Genomic DNA, 18629 nt, shown 5'->3' with positions numbered 1-18629 from the left:
TATTAGTTATCGTTATTAATCAATATACCACAAGATATAGTGTCACGCAACTATAATTTGTAGATATTGGTATGTTTTTTGACAATATACATATGCGAAAGATGGGATCGGAGAATTGGCCGGGGCCGGAAGGACTCACTCACTTGTCCTTCCAGCCCGGTCAATTCCCTGATCCCATCTTTCATGTTGGTTTTTAAACCTGTTTAAAACCAATCAGTCTCTCTGAAGTCATCAGTTATATTTATAGTATCGTCATTTCTATTTTTATCATTCTGCATCAATAAAGGATTTATGCCTTTTTATTTTTCAAGAAAAATGCCTTAACATACGGCATTACCACGCTGAGGACCGCAACCACGATGAACATGCAGGAAACCGGTCTCGTAAAGAAAGACATCCATCCGTTTGTGGAATAGCTCAGCGCCCGGCGCAGGTTCGTTTCCAACGTTTCTCCCAGCACATAGGCCAGAATAAACGGTGTCGGCGGAAGATCCGCCCAGGACATAAATACTCCCACAAAAGCCATTGCAACCGTACAGACCACTGCAAAAATATTGCCGGTGCTGATATAAGCTCCCAGGAATACGAGAACCAGAATGGCCGGATACAGATAGTGATACGGAATTTTTAAAATACTTGGGAAAATAGGCATGCCCACTATTTCAAAAATCAATACGCATGTTGCCGCAAAAATACAGGCCAGATAGATCATATATACGATATTCGTATAGTTTTTCAGCATCAGAGGGCCGGCCACCACGCCTTGAACGGTCAGCGCTCCCAAAAGCAATGCGGTGCTTCCGTCACCTGGAATGCCGAGAGCGATCATGGGCACTAAAGCCCCGCCTATGGACGCATTATTGGCAACTTCAGGAGCAATTACGCCGTCAATACACCCTTTGCCAAATTCTTCCGGATGTTTTGATGACCCTTTCGCCTTCGCATATGCCACCACATTTGACAAAGCCGAGCCCATGCCGGGCAGAAAGCCGATAACTGCGCCGATTCCCCAGGACTGGAGAATCGTCCCCACATTGTTCATCAGATCGCGGCCGGGCCAGCGGAATCTGGAAACCTTTACCAGTTCTGAAGCCGCCGCTTTTTCATCTCTCGCATATTCCATAAGGATTGTGCTGCCTGCAAATATTCCCAGCATCACGCAGGACAGTCCGATTCCTCCGGTCAGATAATAGCTTCCGCCTGCGAAGCGCTGTGTTCCGCAGATTGGAGCGGTTCCGATGCATTTTACAATCAGCCCCAGTCCTGCTGCCATCAGGCCTTTACACATGTTCTTTTTAGACAGGCTGATAATCAGCGTGATCGCACAGAAACCCAAGCCGAAATACTCCCAAGGCCCTAATTTAACGGCCACATTGGCAAGGAGGGGACAGCATACCATGGCAAGAATCAGGCTTGGAACCGTACCTATGTAATTTGCCACCACACAGGCGCTTAATGGCCTTACGGGATCACCTTGTTTTGTGAATTGGTAGCCGTCGTAAACCGTGGCTACGGAGCACACATCTCCCGGAATTCCCATCAGAACCGAACCAATAAAGGAACCGGAAGTTCCACCAACATAGATCGAACATAAAAACGCAATGGCCACAACCGAATTCATGGTATAAGTCAGCGGCAGCACCAAAGTCACGGCCAGACCTCCGCCCAGGCCCGGAATCGCTCCCATCACCACCCCAATGGCAATTCCCAGAAATACTAATGCCAGGCATGACGGGGAAAACAATGTTTGAAAGACGGAAAAAAATACGCTCATGACAGATTCCTCCTTACCATAATTTTCGAATCAGCCCTTTTGGCAGCCCCAGAGCCAGAACTTTATAAAACACAAAATAAATCGCTGCAGTTATTGCGATGCAGTAAACAAGCTTGATCCAAAGAGGCAGCTTTTTCTTCCCTGCAAACATTGTCATACTGACAAACAGCATGACCGGCGTTGCAATTATAAATCCGGCCAGGTATAAAGCCGCCGCATACAACACGAACAGTCCTGCAAGAAATACGAGACGCTTCGCCTGTTCCCGGTTCATAAAAGGAGCTGCCGGTTCCGCCTTTTGAACCAAAAGACCGATACTGCTCACCAATATAAGCAGGGTTCCAATCATAGGAAACAGCCTGGGCCCCGGTTCTCCGATATTAATGCTGCTCGCCGGTATCTTTATCATCAAAGTTGCAGCCAGCAGAAAGGCACCCAGAATCAACATGGAAACGCCGATTTTTTTATCCTTTTTCATTTCTCTTCACCTTCCTCCGCCTACAGCGGTGCATACAGATCGACAAAACGGCTATTTACTGCTCACGTCATAGCCCGCAAGCCGGCACATCTCCTTAATGATTTCGGAATCTGATTTCCAGTCGTTTGCAGAATCTTCCACATTTTTCCAGGTGTAGCCGTTCGCCAGATTCTCTCTGAGTCCTATGCATTCCTCGTCGTCCTGCATTCCCTTCAATGCAGCGTTAATGTTTTCTGTCAGCGTTTCATCCATGCCGGCCGGTCCGAATAAGTACATTCTGGTCTGCAGCGCCACATCATAGCCATTTTCTATAAAAGTTTCTATATCCGGATAATAGGCACTCCGTTCCTGATTACAGATTGCCAGAACCTTCATATCCCCTGATTTCACATACTGGTCCGCTGCCGAGGCCTGGATAAAGGAACATTGGATGTTGCCGCCTAACAATGCCACGATGGTGTCCGCCTGTGCTCCTGAGTCCACAAATTTAATGTCGATTCCGGCTTTGTCTGCAAACAGCAGTGTTTCCAGCTGTCCAAACCCTCCGTTTTGATTGCCGAAAACAACGCCCGGGTTACTCTTGCAATACTCCACAAGCTCTTCCAATGTGCTGTACGGAGCTTTTGAAGAAACCACCAGCACATCCCCGTCTCCTCCATTTTCCAGTTCTCCGATCACGGTGAAGTTAGCCGGATCTGCCGGATTTTTGTCATAAATTCCCTGATAATATTGTATCAGCATCGTGCAGTGGTACTGCATCAGCGTATTTCCGTCCGGTTCCGCCTTCCTCACCGTTTCATATGCAACGGTGCCGTTTCCGGTAATATCGTTTACTACGGTAAATGCCTGTCCTGTCGTTTTCTGCAGATAATTAGTGGTAATACGGGTAAAGTTGTCCGTACCGCCTCCCGCCGATGCCGGAACTTCCACAGTGACCGTGCTGTTTGGCCAGCTTCCCTGCTGCTTCGCATCTTTTTTATCATTTGTTCCTGCCCCCGCACTGCCGCATGCTGCCAGCGCTGCTGCCATCAATCCTGCTGCTGCCGCTACTACTATCTTCTTCATATTAATTTCCTCCCTATTCTTCTTCCAATAAGCTTACTTTTGTAACAATCTGATACCATTTTCCTTTTTCCGGGCGGATTACCATGGTGTCCGGCGCTCTCTGCCTCGTCTTTTCCACAACTTCTTCGATCCGAAGCAGTCCCTCTTCTCCCATCTCTAAAAAGGTATCATGATGGTGGGGAAAGATCGCTCTGCCTCCGATCGCCGCATATAAGCAGGCTATTTCATCTGTGCTCTCTCTGGGCAGCTGCGCAATTGAGATGTCGGGCCGGTACTCTTTTGCGTGCATAGCCGCATCCACATCGGCTCCGCCTCCCCAAACCAGAATGCGGAAACCGGAGGGCAGGGTTATAAGATAGGACAGATATTCATAACTCCCCGCAAGGTTCATCGCCATAGCATCCGGTTTTAAGTTCTCCTTCTGCAGATTCTCCGGCCAATTGGACGGCCGGTCAAACTCGCCCAGCTTCGTATGTTTTCCACGAAAACATTCCATTTTAAAATCTTCGGTAAAAATCGTATCCCCGGAACCGCACAGATTCATCCGGTATCCCGGAATGTCAAAGTATTTTGCCAGCTCAATTCCCGATAAATTTCCTGCAAATATCTTAGAATCAAACCTCCTGCTCACCTTCCCCAGGTCCATCACGTGATCAAAATGCGTATGCGATATTAATATGTAATCCGCAGCTTCCACATCATCGGAACTTTTTACCCGAAACTTGCTATCATCGATAAACGGGTCGATCAAAATCCCCTTTCCGTTTGGAAGCTTTATTTCATAACAAGCATCATTAAACCAGCGTATCCTGAGATTTTCTAATTGGTGTTCCATTTGTTTCCCCCTTTCGTTTTGCTGTGATGCCATTGTAAACGCAAGGAAACGGTACTGTAAATTTGCAATTCTTTCATTCAGGAACATATCTTTCATTTCCAAAAAGATGTTCATGATTAAAATTTGGGTTCATTCAGGCTGCAATTTGCGAAAGATATGCGCGGAGCCGGGAGGCAGAGCCAAAAGGCAAAGGTCTGAGGAAGCAGCCGGAAATAAGAAAAAAGCCCAGGCGGGCGGCAGAAGTAATCTGCGAATTCTGAATCTCATTTCGCTGATTGCTTCTGCCGTCCGTCCGGGCTTCCCCTTCTTTCCGGCCTGACTTAGTCCTCTGAATAAAATTTATTACAGACCTCTTATTGGCTTTTTCTAAGACTTTTGAACACTTCGATATTTTCTTCGATTCCTCTTCCGGCTATATACTCGCGGTTTGTCCGGTCAATTATGGCTTCAGCGCGTTTCCGTTCTTCCGCTCCCAATCGGCGGAATACTACGCCCTGTTCTTTGAGAAATTCGATATTGGCTTCCTGGTGCTCTTTGTATAACTGCTTTGCATAATCCCCGGCCTCTTTGGAGCTTCTTCTTAATATCTCCTGCTCTTCCTCATTTAAAGCATCCATAGCTTTTTGGGTGATCATAAAATTGCAGTCGGAAAACAGGTGCCTTGTTTCCGTGCAATAGGGAGCCGCATTATAAATTCTGTTGTTTACAATGCTTTCCATGTCATTTTCAACGGCATCGATGGCTCCGGCCTGAAGGGACGGATAGACCTCGTTCCAGGCGAGGGGTACCGGCTGGGCTCCCAGCCTTGAAAATGTTTGAAACAGCAGATCGCTTTCCGGCACACGGATTTTCAAACCTTTTAAATCGGAAATGTCTTCTATCGGCTCTTTTGACCAGATATTGCGGTATCCTTCGTAGACTTCTGCCAGACTGATCAGACCCGTCTTTTCTTCCAGCTTTTTCAATATCTTTTTGCCTGTTTCGCTTTCATAGATGGCCGTGGCATGTTCTTCGTCCTCAATAACAAAGACCGGACCTAACATGGAAAAATAGGGATCAAAATCTTCCAGAGTTCCCATGCTGACCAGACACATTTCCACCGTACCAAGCTCCATTCCTCTGAGGAACTGGGTCTGATCCCCTAAACTGCTGTCGGGGTAGATCTCGATCAGAATTCTGCCGTCCGTTTCCTCAAATACCAGGCTGCTCAGTTTATTTGCGGCTTTTACCATATCGCTGTCTTCATTTTTTGTCATCGCCAGCTTTAAAACCTTTTCCGGGCGTTTGTCCTCACTTCCATCATCAGAAGTCGCCTGAGGCTCTTCTTTCGGCACTGTCTCTGTCTTATTGCAGCTGCACATAACTAACAGCACTGCTGCAATCCATAAAAACTTTATCCATCTTCTGTTCATTTTTGTTTCCCCATCACTGCTTTTTCTTATCTCTGTACTGAGTGGGCGTACAGCCCATATACTTTTTAAATACCCGGTTAAAATTCTGAATCGTATTAAAGCCTGTTTTATAGCCGATTTCCTTAATAATAATATTGGTCTCTTCCAGAAGCTCCATAGCCCGGCCAATCCGGTAGGAATTTAAGTAATCCGTTATGCCGGTTTTCACGTATTCATTAAACAAGGTGCTCAGATAGGCCGCATTAATGCCCACCGCCTCTGCGATTCTGTTTAAGGACAAGCTGCTGTCGCTGTAATTGTCCTCCAGATATTCCTTTGCTTTTAAAACAATCTGATACTGTCTCCTGTCATACTGCTGCCTCAGATGGGCGAGGACACTCTCTTTTAAATTCATGAGATACGATTTTATCTCATTTTTATCCGTTAAGAGGGCCATTTTTGTATAAACATCCTCTTCTTCCGCCCCGAATACCTGGCTGGTTTCCATCTTAAATTCCAGGACTTCTTCCACAAACAGATCTAATATCTGAGAGCACCATCCATATACCACTTCTTTGTCTTCATCCGGTTCACAGATATCCGCGATCATCCGGTTCAGCAGTTCCGAAGCCGCCTCGAATTCCCCGGATGAAATATGTTTTGCCACATGGCGCAGTTTTCTATATAAATCCGCCTTGTTTTCCTCCGGCATAAGATTATTCTGTCCTTCTTCTTCCGGTTCTCCCTCCGAGTAATAGAGCTGATACTGAACTTCTTCATTCGCATCTTTATAGGAATAAAACAGATCGCTGATATGGTTGTACAGCTTTCCGCATCCGGTTACGCCTTCCAAAGACATTTTTCGTATATACCCGGACAATTCCTCTCTCAAACCCGAGATAAAGGACTTAATCTGAACGACTGATTTATCTTCACTGAATTCCATTACAATGACTCCGCTTCTTTCCCTCACCAGAAACATGGCGGTTCCATATCCGCTAAAGTCTTTTTGGCTGATCAGCCGCTGCATTTCCTTAAAGAAGATGCCGTACTCCAGATCGCCTTTCATCATCTGTTCCGGCCCCGTCACGCGGCATACCACTGCCATATAGTTACCCCTGACGGTAAACGGGCTCGATATATCGGCGAGCGTTCTCTCGATCCCGGCTTCTTCGATCTGCTGTCCATCCATAATCTCATTCATCAGACGTTCCGTAATTTCACCGCTTACATTTTTAATCACCTGTTTCATCTGGGCCGAATCTTTTTCCATAAATTCAAACGCATGGCTCACGTAGTCAATCTCATTTTCACGTTCTCCGTTTTCCTCCAGACCGGAGATCCTTCCTGAAATATTGGATACCATACGGCTGATGGGCTGATATAGCTTTGAGACTATGAAAAAGGAACAAATGACTGCGATCACCACGAATATGAGAAAAGAGGGAAAGATCCTATTCATCATATCCCTTACCGGAATTCCCGCCTGAGGCGATCTGCCGTACCGGTAGTTCCATCCGGTATAATCGGATGTCAGACTGATAACTTCCGATTTTCCATCGGGTTCAAACCCATTCCAGACCATTTTTCCGTTCTGGCCGGATATATTTACCATGACGGCACGGTTCAAATGATCGTAAAGCAGGGAATTGACAAGATTGCCGCTGTTTATCTTTATCACAAGTGTGGCCATCGGCTCATCCAAACGGTAAAATACATGTTGATACAAACAGAGGTCCTTCTCATCTGCCATCAGATAATTTCCGTGAATGGTCTTCTCTTCCTTGAGCGGGTGAGCCGTTTGGAAACAGTTTTCCAGTAATTCCGCCTGGCCGAACTGATCCCAGCTGTTCATCTCTCCATCCGCTGCGTAAACCAGCCCGCCTGTTCTTTCATAGAAATAAATATTATCAATTAAGTCCGATTTGGACGCCGTTTCTTTTAGCAGCTGTAATACTTTGGTATTCCTCTCATACTGTTCCTCGCCCGGAACAACCGCTGCATCCACAATCACGCCTTCCGATGCGATATCGTCCAGTTCCTGAGCCAACTGTTTCAGGGTCAGATCAACTGCCATTATCATCTTATCCAAGGTATTATAATCCGACTCTTCCAGCTGCTTTTCAAAATTTTCGCAGGTGCTTCTATAAGAAAAGATAAAGAAAGCACTGATCAAAATCAGTACCAAAAGCAGAATCCAAAGCGAAAATTGATAAAAAATACTTCCAATTCTATATTTAAACCGTTTTTTATTCATTTCTTCCCCTTTACGTTCACTCCACACGACCTAAAGATAATTTTATGTTTATTTTGGATATCTGTCAACAAAAGGTGGAATCGGTTTGATCCCATAGCCAGCAAAGTTGGTATAGAAGGGCTTTTTTATATCATAGGAGCACCTTCCTATAATATAAAAAACAGGTGAGAACTCAGATCACCGATCCGGTTCCTCACCTGTTTGTCTCTTAACTGTCCGTCAGCTGTTCCGACGTTTTTTCAGTTCCTGTACATTTAATTCCACTTTCGACTTATTCAGAGGATATACAACCCACAAAAAGAACGCCACAATCAGAAAACCAATGGCAGGCACAAGGGTTGAAGTAGTATAGATTCCATTAATAACCGCTTCAGTCTGAACTTTAGCTGCTGATTCATAGCCGATAAAATCCAGTGCCCAGCCTCCGATGCCTCCTGCCAGCGCCTGTCCCACTTTCCTGGCAAAAGAATATACGGCATATACGGTTCCGTCTTCACGGACACCGGTCTTAACTTCCTGGTCATCGATAACATCTGTGATATTGGCCCAAATGACCGTATTAAAATATCCAAGCCCCAGATATCCGATGCAGGTTATCAATAAAAATATCCACATATTTTTTATGCGAAGAAAATAAAGTGCTAAAAAGATGATTCCCGATGCCAGAACCCCTGTTGCAGCGGATTCCTTTTTTCCGAACCTGCTGCTGATTTTTACACTTAAAGGAGAGATAATCAGCAGAACGCCGCCTGTGCTCAGCATCGTAAAACTGGAAATACCGGCGGCATTTTTAAAATATTCCGGGTAAAGGAAATTGTTCATGGAGCTGATCAGCAATTGGCTCAGCATCAGGAAGATTGCCGCACCGATAATCCCAAGCAATGCCCGGCTTTTAAAAATCGCAGCAAAGGTTTCTATAAGTGTAATCTGTTTTTTATCCTTATCATGTTCAATATGCACCCGTTCAGTAGTCATCTTATAACAGATGAAATAACACAATACCGCGCAGATGGCAAATACGCCTGCGATCACGGTAAATGTACTTCCTCCGCGCACGATCTGATTTCCCTCCGCATCCGTTGTATAGATTAAAAGAGGGGTAGCCACGCCGATTACCAGTGAAGCAAGGGTTGCTCCTATGTTGCGGAACGTGGAAAGCGCGGTCCTCTCATCCGGGTCTGATGTTATGGCTGAGGCCATGGAACCGTATGGTATATTGATGGATGTATAAAATATGCTTCCCCATAAAAGATACGTAACATACATATACACCATCTTAATCCCCATTGGAGCTCCGGCCATGGCAGACTGGTACATCAGGAAGCTGGCTAAAGCCACGGGTCCGGCCATTCTTCTGAGCCAACAGCGGAATCTGCCGTCTTTGGCCTCTTTCACCGAATCCACAATGCGTCCCATGGTTACATCCGTAAATGCGTCCACGAACCGCGCCACCAAAAACAGGGTTCCCACCGCGCCTCCGTTAATTCCCAAAACCTTTGTATAGAATACCATCAAAAATGAACTGGCAAAAATAAACGTAAAGTCATTGCCAAAATCCCCGAACATGTATCCGATCTTATCCCGTAAACCAAATGCCCGTTCTGTGTTTTTATTTTTATCCATATGGCCGCTCCCTTCTAACAACCGCTTTTATAATTCAGCGGCAGGCTCTCCCAACGCTTTTTGTAAAAGAAAGCCGCTTCCTTTGGCTGGCGCTGGCGGGTAAAGATCCCTTTCTTATTACCATTTACCCTCATAATCCCTTCTGTTGTCTGAAAATCTGCAAAGTTCCATACCTGCTCTCCTCTGACAAACTCATAGGAATCGAATACGCGGTGGCACATCTCAAGATATTCTGTCTGGTATTCCTGGCTCCACATAACAGAAGGAAGCTTATGCTCCGCCACGTAAGTATCCGCTCCGTACTCGGTGAAAATAAATGGTTTGTTCAGGTTCTTCGCCTGCCACTGGTCCATTTCCCTGCGGAATGCTTCCTCCGCATCACTTATTTCATATCCTCCCATCTGATACCAGCCATAATACCGGTTCAGGGCGATCATATCCGCAAATTGATAGCATTTACATGTATCCGGCAAAGAATTCATGATCATAGCAAATGTACGCGGGCGTTTCTGCACATCCAGTTCATGTGCGGCCGCAAACACTTTTTCAAAATAAGGCACCGCCGACGCATCCGTTGTTTCAGGCTCATTTAAAAGGCTCCAGGCGATGACGCAGGCATGATTTTTATCGCGGGCGATCATCTCTTCCACCGCTTTAAGATGGTTTTCCAGCAGCAAAGGCGTGGTGTCTTTTTGGAAAAACGCGGTCTTTTTACCTGTGGACGCTTCCATAAAGTTCATCAGACTTTCAAACAGCCCCACAGCAGGCACTTCATCAATGATTAAAAAGCCTTCCCTGTCGGCCATTTCATAGATCTCATCGCTGTACGGATAATGGGACGTCCGGAAAGAATTGGCTCCAATCCATTTCATGCACTCAAAATCCCGTTTCATTACCCCTATATTGAATCCTCTGCCCACAATGTCACTGTCCTCGTGCTTGCCGAAGCCTTTCAGGTAAACAGGTTTTCCATTAATTAAAATATCCCTGCCTCTGACTTCCACGGTGCGGATTCCAATTTCTTCCCTGTACTCATCCACGATTCCCTCTTCATTCCGGATTCTTACAACAAAGGTGTACAGATATGCATCTCTCACCTGCCACAGGCGCACATTCCGGATATTCAGAATCCCGTCTTTGCCGGAAGCGCTTGCCGCCTCATTGCCCTCCTCATCATAGACCGTTACCGTGACGTCATTTGTGCCGGTTGTAACCGTTTTATAGGAAACCTCCGCGTCCGACCCCACAAGCTTATGATTTACTGTAAAATCGAAAATATATTCTTTCGGATATGCAGTCAGCTTTACCGGACGCTGAAGACCGGAATAATTGTAAAAATCGAAATACGGTTTGTTCATCTTTACACCGTTTTTCAACGTCACGGTCTGTCCGCACGGAATATTAGTTTCGCTCAATTCATTATTGACTAAAACCACAACCCGGTTCATCTCCCGATACCTGGCAGCCTCAGTTATATCTGCCGTAAACGGCAGAAAGCCGCCAATGTGGGAAGCCACATGAATTCCATTAACGAATACTTCCGCTTTGTGCGTCGCACATCCAAACCGGATTCCCACCATTTTTCCCTTGTATTCTTCCGGAATAAATACTTCTGTCTCATACCACATATCGCCTGCATATTCCCTAATTGTCTTATCCGTGTAAAAGTCCTGGAAGCTGGCCGGAACTGGAATCCGCTCTTTTCCCGGGATTCCCTCTGTCCACCCCTTTTCTTTTCCCTCTCCTTTTGGGTCAAGGCAAAATTTCCACATACCGTCAAGGCTTAACACACTCCTGGAAACCGTCTGTCTCGGATACAGCATCGAATACTTTAACATAATTTTCCTCCTGTTCTCTGTTTTGGCTTGGTTTGGGATTTCCTCGTTTGGAATTCCCTTGTTTTGCATATATTTGCTTTATCTGAATCAGAGATTACCATATTACACGTTAAACAATTCGTATTTTTTTCATCACAATTCGTATTTTTTTACTATTAACTTGATTTTAGCTAAATATTATACGATAATTGCAGAAGATAAATAAAAACCTGCCTGTGAGCTGCCGTTCCGGTCAGGCAGCTCACAGGCAGGAAAACTCAGGGGTACATTATGGCATCTTACGATTCGGTTTTATCATTTACCAGAAAAATATTGGACAACTTTAAAATTCCTTCTTATATATCCGACGGTGATTCCCTGCAAAATCTGCCCTTGGACGGCCATCTCAGAGAACAGCTGTTTCATGGATATGACTACAAAAACGCAAGCAGAAATACGATCAATTTATGCGGGGAACATATGGTTTGTTTTTCTCAGGATATGTTTTTCTGCCGGTATACCATTATGAGGCTTCCCAATCAGGAAAAACCGGTCTTTTTTCTGGCCGGCCCCTATATCTTTCAGACAGTGGACCAGCATTTTCTGCTGAATATCCAGCAGACCCTGGCAATTCCGTCAAGCCATATGAAATATTTACAGCGTTACTATTTATCCGTACCTTTCATTGAATTTGAGGATTATCTCCGTTCCACGTTACTTCTCTTAGCAGCCGAATTATACGGAGGCGCCGGACAGTTTGATATCAATTACTGCAAAGGATTTCTGGATGATGCGGAGACCTTTCACTATTCTCTTACTGCAGCCAATCCGGATGCTCTGGATCTTCTGGAAAAGCGGTATCAGGAAGAAAACCGCCTGTTAAAAGCGGTGACCGCAGGTAATTTTAACGAGGCCCAGCAGATGTTATCCCAAACGTCCCTTCTCCAGTACGAAAAACGCCTTCCGAATCATCTTCGCGACCATAAGAACCATCTGATTATTTTTAATACGCTCATGCGCAAATCTGCCGAGATAGGAGGGGTTCATCCCCTTTATTTGGATGATATTTCCTCCCAGTTTGCCCGAAAGATCGAACGGATCTCCAGCGATGCCCAATACTGCATGCTCATGCGGGAAATGCTTCGCAAATACTGTATGCTGGTCCGCTCCTATTCCACAAAAGGTTATTCTCCCATCATCCAAAAAGTGATGAACCATATTCCTTTAAACCTTGCGGAGGATCTCAGTCTCAAAACATTGGCCTCACTTTTTACGGTAAGCCCTTCTTATCTCTCTTCTCTTTTCAAGAAAGAGACCGGCAGCACGCTGACTGAATATGTTAATCATAAAAGGATAGAGCAGGCTTTGTTTTTATTAAATTCCACTGACCTTTACATTCAGACCATCGCTGTTTCCTGCGGAATTCCTGATCTTAATTATTTTACAAAGGTATTCAAAAAACAGACGGGAAAAACGCCCAGTGAATACCGGGCGCTGATTCATGAAAAATAAAGGGAGGACGCACGGAATTGGGCGGCGGGACTGGTTAAAAGCAATGTGCTATTTGCAGTTATTTTTTAACAGCCGCAACCTTTTCGGCATAAGCTTTCTGCACGGCTTTCTCAGCCACCTCTCCGCCGGCTTCCTTAAATTCTTCCACGTAGGTATCGAAATAATCGATAGGCTTAACTCCGGTAATAATATCGTAATAAGCCTGCTCTGTTAATGTATCCAGCGTTGCGATTACATTTGAAAATTCTTCTACAGGCGGCGCATTGAAACGGTAATAGCCGTTTCCGGTTACATCATGACCGAATTTTGTTTTCTGAGGTGTGATGTTTTCCGCCACTGTAACCGTGCTGCCGAATCCAACCTGCAAAACGCCTTCTTTTCTCAGTTCGGTACCGTTCATCAGACGGATCGGTCCGTGTTCAGACATCTCGTAATGCTTTCCTTCAATTCCGTAGTTTACTAACATTACATAATCCATATCGGCATAGTAAGCGTCCAGCATAGCTAAGAATGCATCCACTTTACGAGGGTCAGACACACCCTTTGTAGTTAAACAGGTTAAACGGCCTGTCAGGTTCCATCCTTCTGTACCTGATTTTCCCTCCGGCCCTACAGGAGGCGGCCCGATCACGATATCGGCGTCAGGATTAAGGCTTTTTAATTCCTTCATGCAAACGCTCCAGTTGCTTTCATCAGAGGTATCCGTGCTGGCCTGCAGGTAATGCGAAGGCTGGGCGGAAGTCAGGCCGATTCTGCCGTTCATAAAGGAATGGGACAGCCAAGTATAACCGCCATGATTTTCACCTGTGATAAATTCTTTATCCAAAATGCCTTTTTCATACCATTCATTTAATTTTGCCAATGCTTTTTTTGCATCTGGATGAATATATGGGAAGAACGGGACATTGTCGTCGCCAAGCTGCATCTCTTCCACTTTAAATCCAGGGCTCCCGCCGGTTACGCAGCGAAGTCCGTAAGCGCCGAACACTGCTCCAAAGGTACGTTCAGCCATACCCGCCGTATCCTTCCTTCCGTTCCCATCCGGGTCGTCCTCTACAAAAGCGGTGAGAACTTTTTCATAATCTTCAAGTGTTTCCGGCACTTCCAGCCCCAGCCGGTCCAGCCAGTCTTTTCTCCAGAACATAGCCATGGGAACTGCATCCATCGGGTTGGTTACTCCATAGTTTTTTCCTTTGTAAATCATAGTGCTCCATAACGTTCCGTCATCGTGTTCATCCGCCACAGCCGCATAATGGGGCGCTTTTTCGCGGATTAATTCAATCGGGATTTCACCAATAATGCCGCCGTCTACATAGGTAGGAAGCAGCGATAAATCATTTACCACCAGCACGTCCGGCATTTCTCCGCCGGCAAAACGCACATTCAGATTCTCCTGAAACTTATTGGCATCCACATACCATGTCTTCAGATCAATATTAAAACGTTCTTCTATCATTTTAACGACTTCCGCATCATCATCCACCTCTGCCGAAGTCTCTCCAACCAGCCATTCCATCTGAACCGGTTCTTCTTTTACATCTGCTTCTGTTACTTTTGCTGTAGTTGATGCCGCTTCCTTACCAGAAGATCCGCACCCTGCCAATGATGTAACCGCAATCGCCGATACCATGACGCCAGCCATAATCTGCTTTAATGACTTTCTCATACTTTCTTCTCCTTCTGCCACATAACAGCTAATAAGTCTGATAACCATCCCTCTGTTAAGGCCGTTGGCGCCTTCCCCTGCCTTACCACCCGGGTGATTACTCTGAATTCATGGTATCATACAGATTTTGCATTAGCAATTAGGAACATTTTGTGAAATACCACTTTTTTTAGCGTTGAAATTGCAAGGTTTTTCAAAGTATTTATAATACTATTTTGTAAAACTATGGTATTTTTCAAAATATTGTCATTAAACCAGTGATTTGTGCCTCTCCTTCTGTTTTTGTATATTCTGTCCGTTTATCCAACCGGTAACAGTCAAACAGGGCGCGGTAATCGCCCGCGCCCTGTTTGACTTCTCTGTACTCCCCGTTTCCGATGAGCCTTTATTTAAAATATTTTACGCCTGATTCGAAGATCTTCAAATCCTGCTCTCCATAGATATTCATGGCAACCGCTTCCCCTCTTCGTTCTGAGTGAGCCATCTTGCCGAGAATACGTCCGTCCGGACTGGTAATTCCTTCGATTGCCATGTAGGAACCGTTCGGATTCCAGAATTCATCCATCGTGGCATTTCCCAGATCATCCACATACTGAGTTGCCACCTGGCCGTTCTCAAACAGGGTCTTCAACCACTGTTCATTCGCCACAAAGCGTCCTTCTCCGTGGGATGCAGGGTTGCAGTACACTCCGCCCAGCTCTGCCCCGGAAAGCCATGGGGATTTATTGGAAACAACTTTTGTATAAACCATCTTGGAGATATGGCGTCCGATGGTGTTCATGGCCAGCGTAGGCGAATCCTTATGCTGTTCCACAATGGTTCCCTCCGGAACAAGCCCCAGTTTAATCAACGCCTGGAAACCGTTGCAGATGCCTAACATCAGGCCGTCTCTTTCATTTAACAGCTTTTCTATCTCTTCTTTGATCACTCCGTTTCGGAATACTGCGGCAAAGAATTTAGCGGAACCTTCCGGCTCGTCACCTGCGGAAAATCCTCCCGGGAACATGACGATCTGAGCCTTTTTAATTTCTTCTTTATACGCTTCCACAGAATCACGGATGTCCTGGGCACTCAGGTTCTTAAATACCTTTGTCACCACATTGGCGCCTGCCCGTTCAAATGCTTTGGTGCTGTCGTATTCACAGTTGGTTCCCGGGAATACAGGTATGAACACATTTGGCTTAGCCACTTTATTTTTGCAGACATAGATCTCTTTTGCATCGTAAAGCGTTTCGGATACCGGTGTCTGTTTTACGTCCGACTGGGTAGGGAACACATCTTCCAGTGTCTCTGTCCATGCCTTTAACGCTTCTTCCATAGAAATCACCGTATTGCCGTATTCAAATACGCCCTTATCGGTCACTTCACCGATTACGGTATAGCTGATAGCCAGCTCGCCCACTTTGCCGTCCGGAACTTCACATACGATATCGCCCCAGCCTGCCGCAAAGAAATCTCTCGGGTCCACGTTATGCTCAATCTTAACGCCCATCTTGTTGCCGAAGGCCATCTTGCTCACAGATTCTGCCATACCGTGACCTTCCACAGCATAAGCGGAAATGATTCTGCCCGCCTTAATATCTTCAAATAACTTTCCGTATCCATCCATCATCTGACTGTATACAGGAAGGTCATATTCATCCTTTTCAATCTTAAATACCACAATCTTGCTTCCGGCTTTCTTAAACTCCGGAGTGATAACATGTTTATGGCTGGCAATGTCAACCGCAAATGATACCAGTGTCGGAGGAACGTCGACATCGTTAAATGTTCCCGACATGCTGTCCTTGCCGCCGATGGATGGAAGGCCAAATCCGATCTGAGCGTTGTATGCGCCTAAAAGGGCTGCAAACGGCTGGCTCCAGCGGGTTGGATCTTCTGTCATTCTGCGGAAATACTCCTGGAATGTAAAACGGATCTTCTTATAATCGCCGCCTGCTGCCACAATCTTGGCAACAGAAGAAACGACTGCATAAACAGCGCCGTGATACGGGCTCCAGCTGGACAGATACGGATCAAATCCATAGCTCATCATGGTTACGGTATCCGTTTTTCCTTCCAGAACCGGAAGTTTTGCAACCATGGACTGCGTCTCGGTCAGCTGATATTTACCGCCGTAAGGCATGAAAACGCTGCCCGCTCCGATGGAACCGTCAAACATCTCCACAAGCCCCTTCTGAGAGCACACATTCAGCCCCTTTAACAGGCTGATCCAGGTTTCTTTCACGTCGGAAACTTCTTTGCGGTCAAACAGATTTCCTTCCCGTCCCGGAACCTCTAAAACGACTTTCGCCTCCTGATGGGCTCCGTTGGTATCCAAAAATGCCCGGCTGATATCAACGATTGTTTTTCCTCTCCAGCTCATCACAAGTCTTGGCTCTTTTGTTACTACGGCCACAGGAATCGCTTCCAGGTTCTCTTCTTTTGCATAGTCTAAAAACTGCTCCACATCCTTAGGATCGATGACAACTGCCATTCTCTCCTGGGATTCAGAGATTGCGATCTCAGTTCCGTCCAGTCCCGCATATTTTTTCGGAACCTTATCCAGATCGATCTGAAGGCCGTCCGCCAGTTCGCCGATGGCTACGGAAACGCCGCCTGCGCCGAAATCATTACATTTTTTGATGATTTTGCTCACCTCTGCACGGCGGAATAATCTCTGGATCTTGCGCTCAGTAGGAGCATTACCCTTCTGCACTTCTGCGCCGCAGGTTTCGATGGACGCTTCCGTATGTACTTTGGAAGATCCGGTTGCGCCGCCGCAGCCGTCGCGTCCGGTACGTCCTCCCAACAGGATGATGATATCGCCCGGGTCTGAAGTTTCACGGATTACATTTTTCCTCGGAGCCGCGCCCATCACCGCGCCGATCTCCATTCTCTTAGCCACATAGTTGGGATGATAAATCTCTTTTACATAACCGGTTGCAAGGCCGATCTGGTTGCCGTAAGAGCTGTATCCGCTGGCCGCTCCTGTTACGATCTTTCTCTGAGGCAGCTTGCCGTGAAGCGTTTCAGCCAGGGATTTCGTCGGGTCTGCGGCTCCGGTCACGCGCATCGCCTGATATACATAAGTACGTCCGGAAAGCGGATCGCGGATTGCGCCGCCAAGACAGGTGGCCGCGCCGCCGAACGGTTCAATTTCCGTAGGATGGTTATGGGTCTCATTTTTAAAGTTTACAAGCCATTCCTCTTCCACACCGTCGATCTCAACCGGAACCACAATGCTGCAGGCGTTGATCTCATCAGAAACCTCTAAATCCTCCAGTTTGCCTTCCATACGGAGTTTTTTCATAGCCATGAGCGCCAGATCCATCAGGCAGACAAATTTGCCGCTCTTTCCGCGCAGCACAACCTCGCGGTCGGCCAGATACTGATGATAGGTGTCTTCGATCGGCTTTTTATAGTCGCCGTCTGTAAACGTCACATCCTTTAATTCGGTCTGGAACGTGGTATGGCGGCAGTGGTCAGACCAGTAAGTATCCAGCACCCGGATCTCTGTCATGGACGGATCTCTGTGCTCTTCTGTTTTATAATAATTCTGGATATGAAGAAAATCTTTAAATGTCATGGCCAGGTTTAAAGAATCATAAAGTTCTTTTAACTGTTCCTCGGCAAAATCGGAAAATCCCCGGAATACAATCACGTCATCCGGTGTCTCAAATACGGTAACCAATGTCTCCGGCTTCTTTTCATCCGTTTCCCTGGAATCCACAGGGTTGATGCAGAAGGATTTGATCGCCTGAACCTGTTCCTCAGATAAGGAACCTGAGATCACATAGGTGGATGCGGAACGGATCACCGGCTCTTCATCCTCTTTCAAAAGCTTCACGCACTGCTCAGCGGAATCGGCTCTCTGGTCAAACTGCCCCGGCAGATATTCTACGGAAAATACCAGATCCCCCGCTTCTTTTGGAAATTCTTCCTCATATACAAAGTCTACAGGAGGTTCTGAAAAAATAGTAACCAGCGACTGTTTATAAACCTCTTCTGATAAGTTCTCAATATCGTAACGGATTAATACACGCACGCCGGTCACCGTGTCAATGCCGAGATAGCTGGCTATCTCCTCTCTCAATTCCCCGGCTTTTACTGCAAAATCCGGTTTTTTCTCTACATACACTCGTTTTACGCTCATTGTATCCTCCTTAGTTTGTGACACTTTAACAAATTTACCTGAATATAATAATACCATAAGATATATAAATAAGAGA

11 protein-coding genes are annotated in these 18629 nt (G+C 46.0%); 1 reads left to right on the top strand and 10 read right to left on the bottom strand.

The features are described from left to right. Window positions 1-289: 289 nt before the first annotated feature. The 8 genes from C0033_RS15590 to uidA form a co-directional block, all read right to left on the bottom strand. Window positions 290-1774: a tripartite tricarboxylate transporter permease gene (locus C0033_RS15590; RefSeq protein WP_103228812.1), complete on the bottom strand. Its 1485-nt coding sequence runs from the start codon at window positions 1772-1774 to the stop codon at window positions 290-292. A 13-nt stretch (window positions 1775-1787) separates the two neighbouring features. Then, the gene (locus tag C0033_RS15585) at window positions 1788-2252 is read right to left on the bottom strand and encodes a tripartite tricarboxylate transporter TctB family protein (RefSeq protein ID WP_103228811.1); all 465 of its coding nucleotides are present in this window, start codon (window positions 2250-2252) and stop codon (window positions 1788-1790) included. Between the two features lie 51 nt (window positions 2253-2303). Further along, a complete protein-coding gene (locus C0033_RS15580; protein WP_103228810.1) occupies window positions 2304-3317 on the bottom strand; it encodes a tripartite tricarboxylate transporter substrate binding protein in 1014 nt (337 codons plus the stop codon). Between the two features lie 13 nt (window positions 3318-3330). Further along, complete coding sequence (locus C0033_RS15575; RefSeq protein ID WP_180994761.1) at window positions 3331-4152, bottom strand: MBL fold metallo-hydrolase; 822 nt, start codon at window positions 4150-4152, stop codon at window positions 3331-3333. A gap of 353 nt (window positions 4153-4505) precedes the next feature. Then, complete coding sequence (locus C0033_RS15565) at window positions 4506-5564, bottom strand: TRAP transporter substrate-binding protein (RefSeq protein ID WP_103228807.1); 1059 nt, start codon at window positions 5562-5564, stop codon at window positions 4506-4508. Window positions 5565-5577: 13 nt separating this feature from the next. Further along, entirely contained in the window at window positions 5578-7800 is a 2223-nt protein-coding gene (locus C0033_RS15560; RefSeq protein ID WP_103228806.1) for an AraC family transcriptional regulator, read from the bottom strand. A gap of 219 nt (window positions 7801-8019) precedes the next feature. Continuing rightward, window positions 8020-9423 (bottom strand): glycoside-pentoside-hexuronide (GPH):cation symporter, encoded by a 1404-nt coding sequence (locus C0033_RS15555; protein WP_103228805.1) that lies wholly within the window; start codon window positions 9421-9423, stop codon window positions 8020-8022. A 14-nt stretch (window positions 9424-9437) separates the two neighbouring features. Continuing rightward, the gene (gene uidA / locus C0033_RS15550) at window positions 9438-11261 is read right to left on the bottom strand and encodes a beta-glucuronidase (protein ID WP_103228804.1); all 1824 of its coding nucleotides are present in this window, start codon (window positions 11259-11261) and stop codon (window positions 9438-9440) included. Between the two features lie 270 nt (window positions 11262-11531). On the opposite strand from uidA, the gene C0033_RS15545 reads away from it, so the two are divergent. Beyond that, window positions 11532-12752: a helix-turn-helix domain-containing protein gene (locus C0033_RS15545; RefSeq protein WP_103228803.1), complete on the top strand. Its 1221-nt coding sequence runs from the start codon at window positions 11532-11534 to the stop codon at window positions 12750-12752. A gap of 58 nt (window positions 12753-12810) precedes the next feature. On the opposite strand, the gene C0033_RS15540 is transcribed toward C0033_RS15545, so the two are convergent. Both C0033_RS15540 and C0033_RS15535 read right to left on the bottom strand, forming a co-directional pair. Further along, the gene (locus tag C0033_RS15540; protein ID WP_180994760.1) at window positions 12811-14418 is read right to left on the bottom strand and encodes an extracellular solute-binding protein; all 1608 of its coding nucleotides are present in this window, start codon (window positions 14416-14418) and stop codon (window positions 12811-12813) included. Window positions 14419-14803: 385 nt separating this feature from the next. Beyond that, the gene (locus C0033_RS15535) at window positions 14804-18553 is read right to left on the bottom strand and encodes a phosphoribosylformylglycinamidine synthase (RefSeq protein WP_103228801.1); all 3750 of its coding nucleotides are present in this window, start codon (window positions 18551-18553) and stop codon (window positions 14804-14806) included. Window positions 18554-18629 lie beyond the last annotated feature (76 nt).

Origin of the sequence: Clostridium sp. chh4-2, assembly GCF_002899675.1 — a bacterium.
Classification (GTDB): domain Bacteria; phylum Bacillota; class Clostridia; order Lachnospirales; family Lachnospiraceae; genus CHH4-2.
The sequence above is the reverse complement of the archived record's forward strand: the minus strand, read 5'-3'. Positions and strand labels throughout refer to the sequence as shown.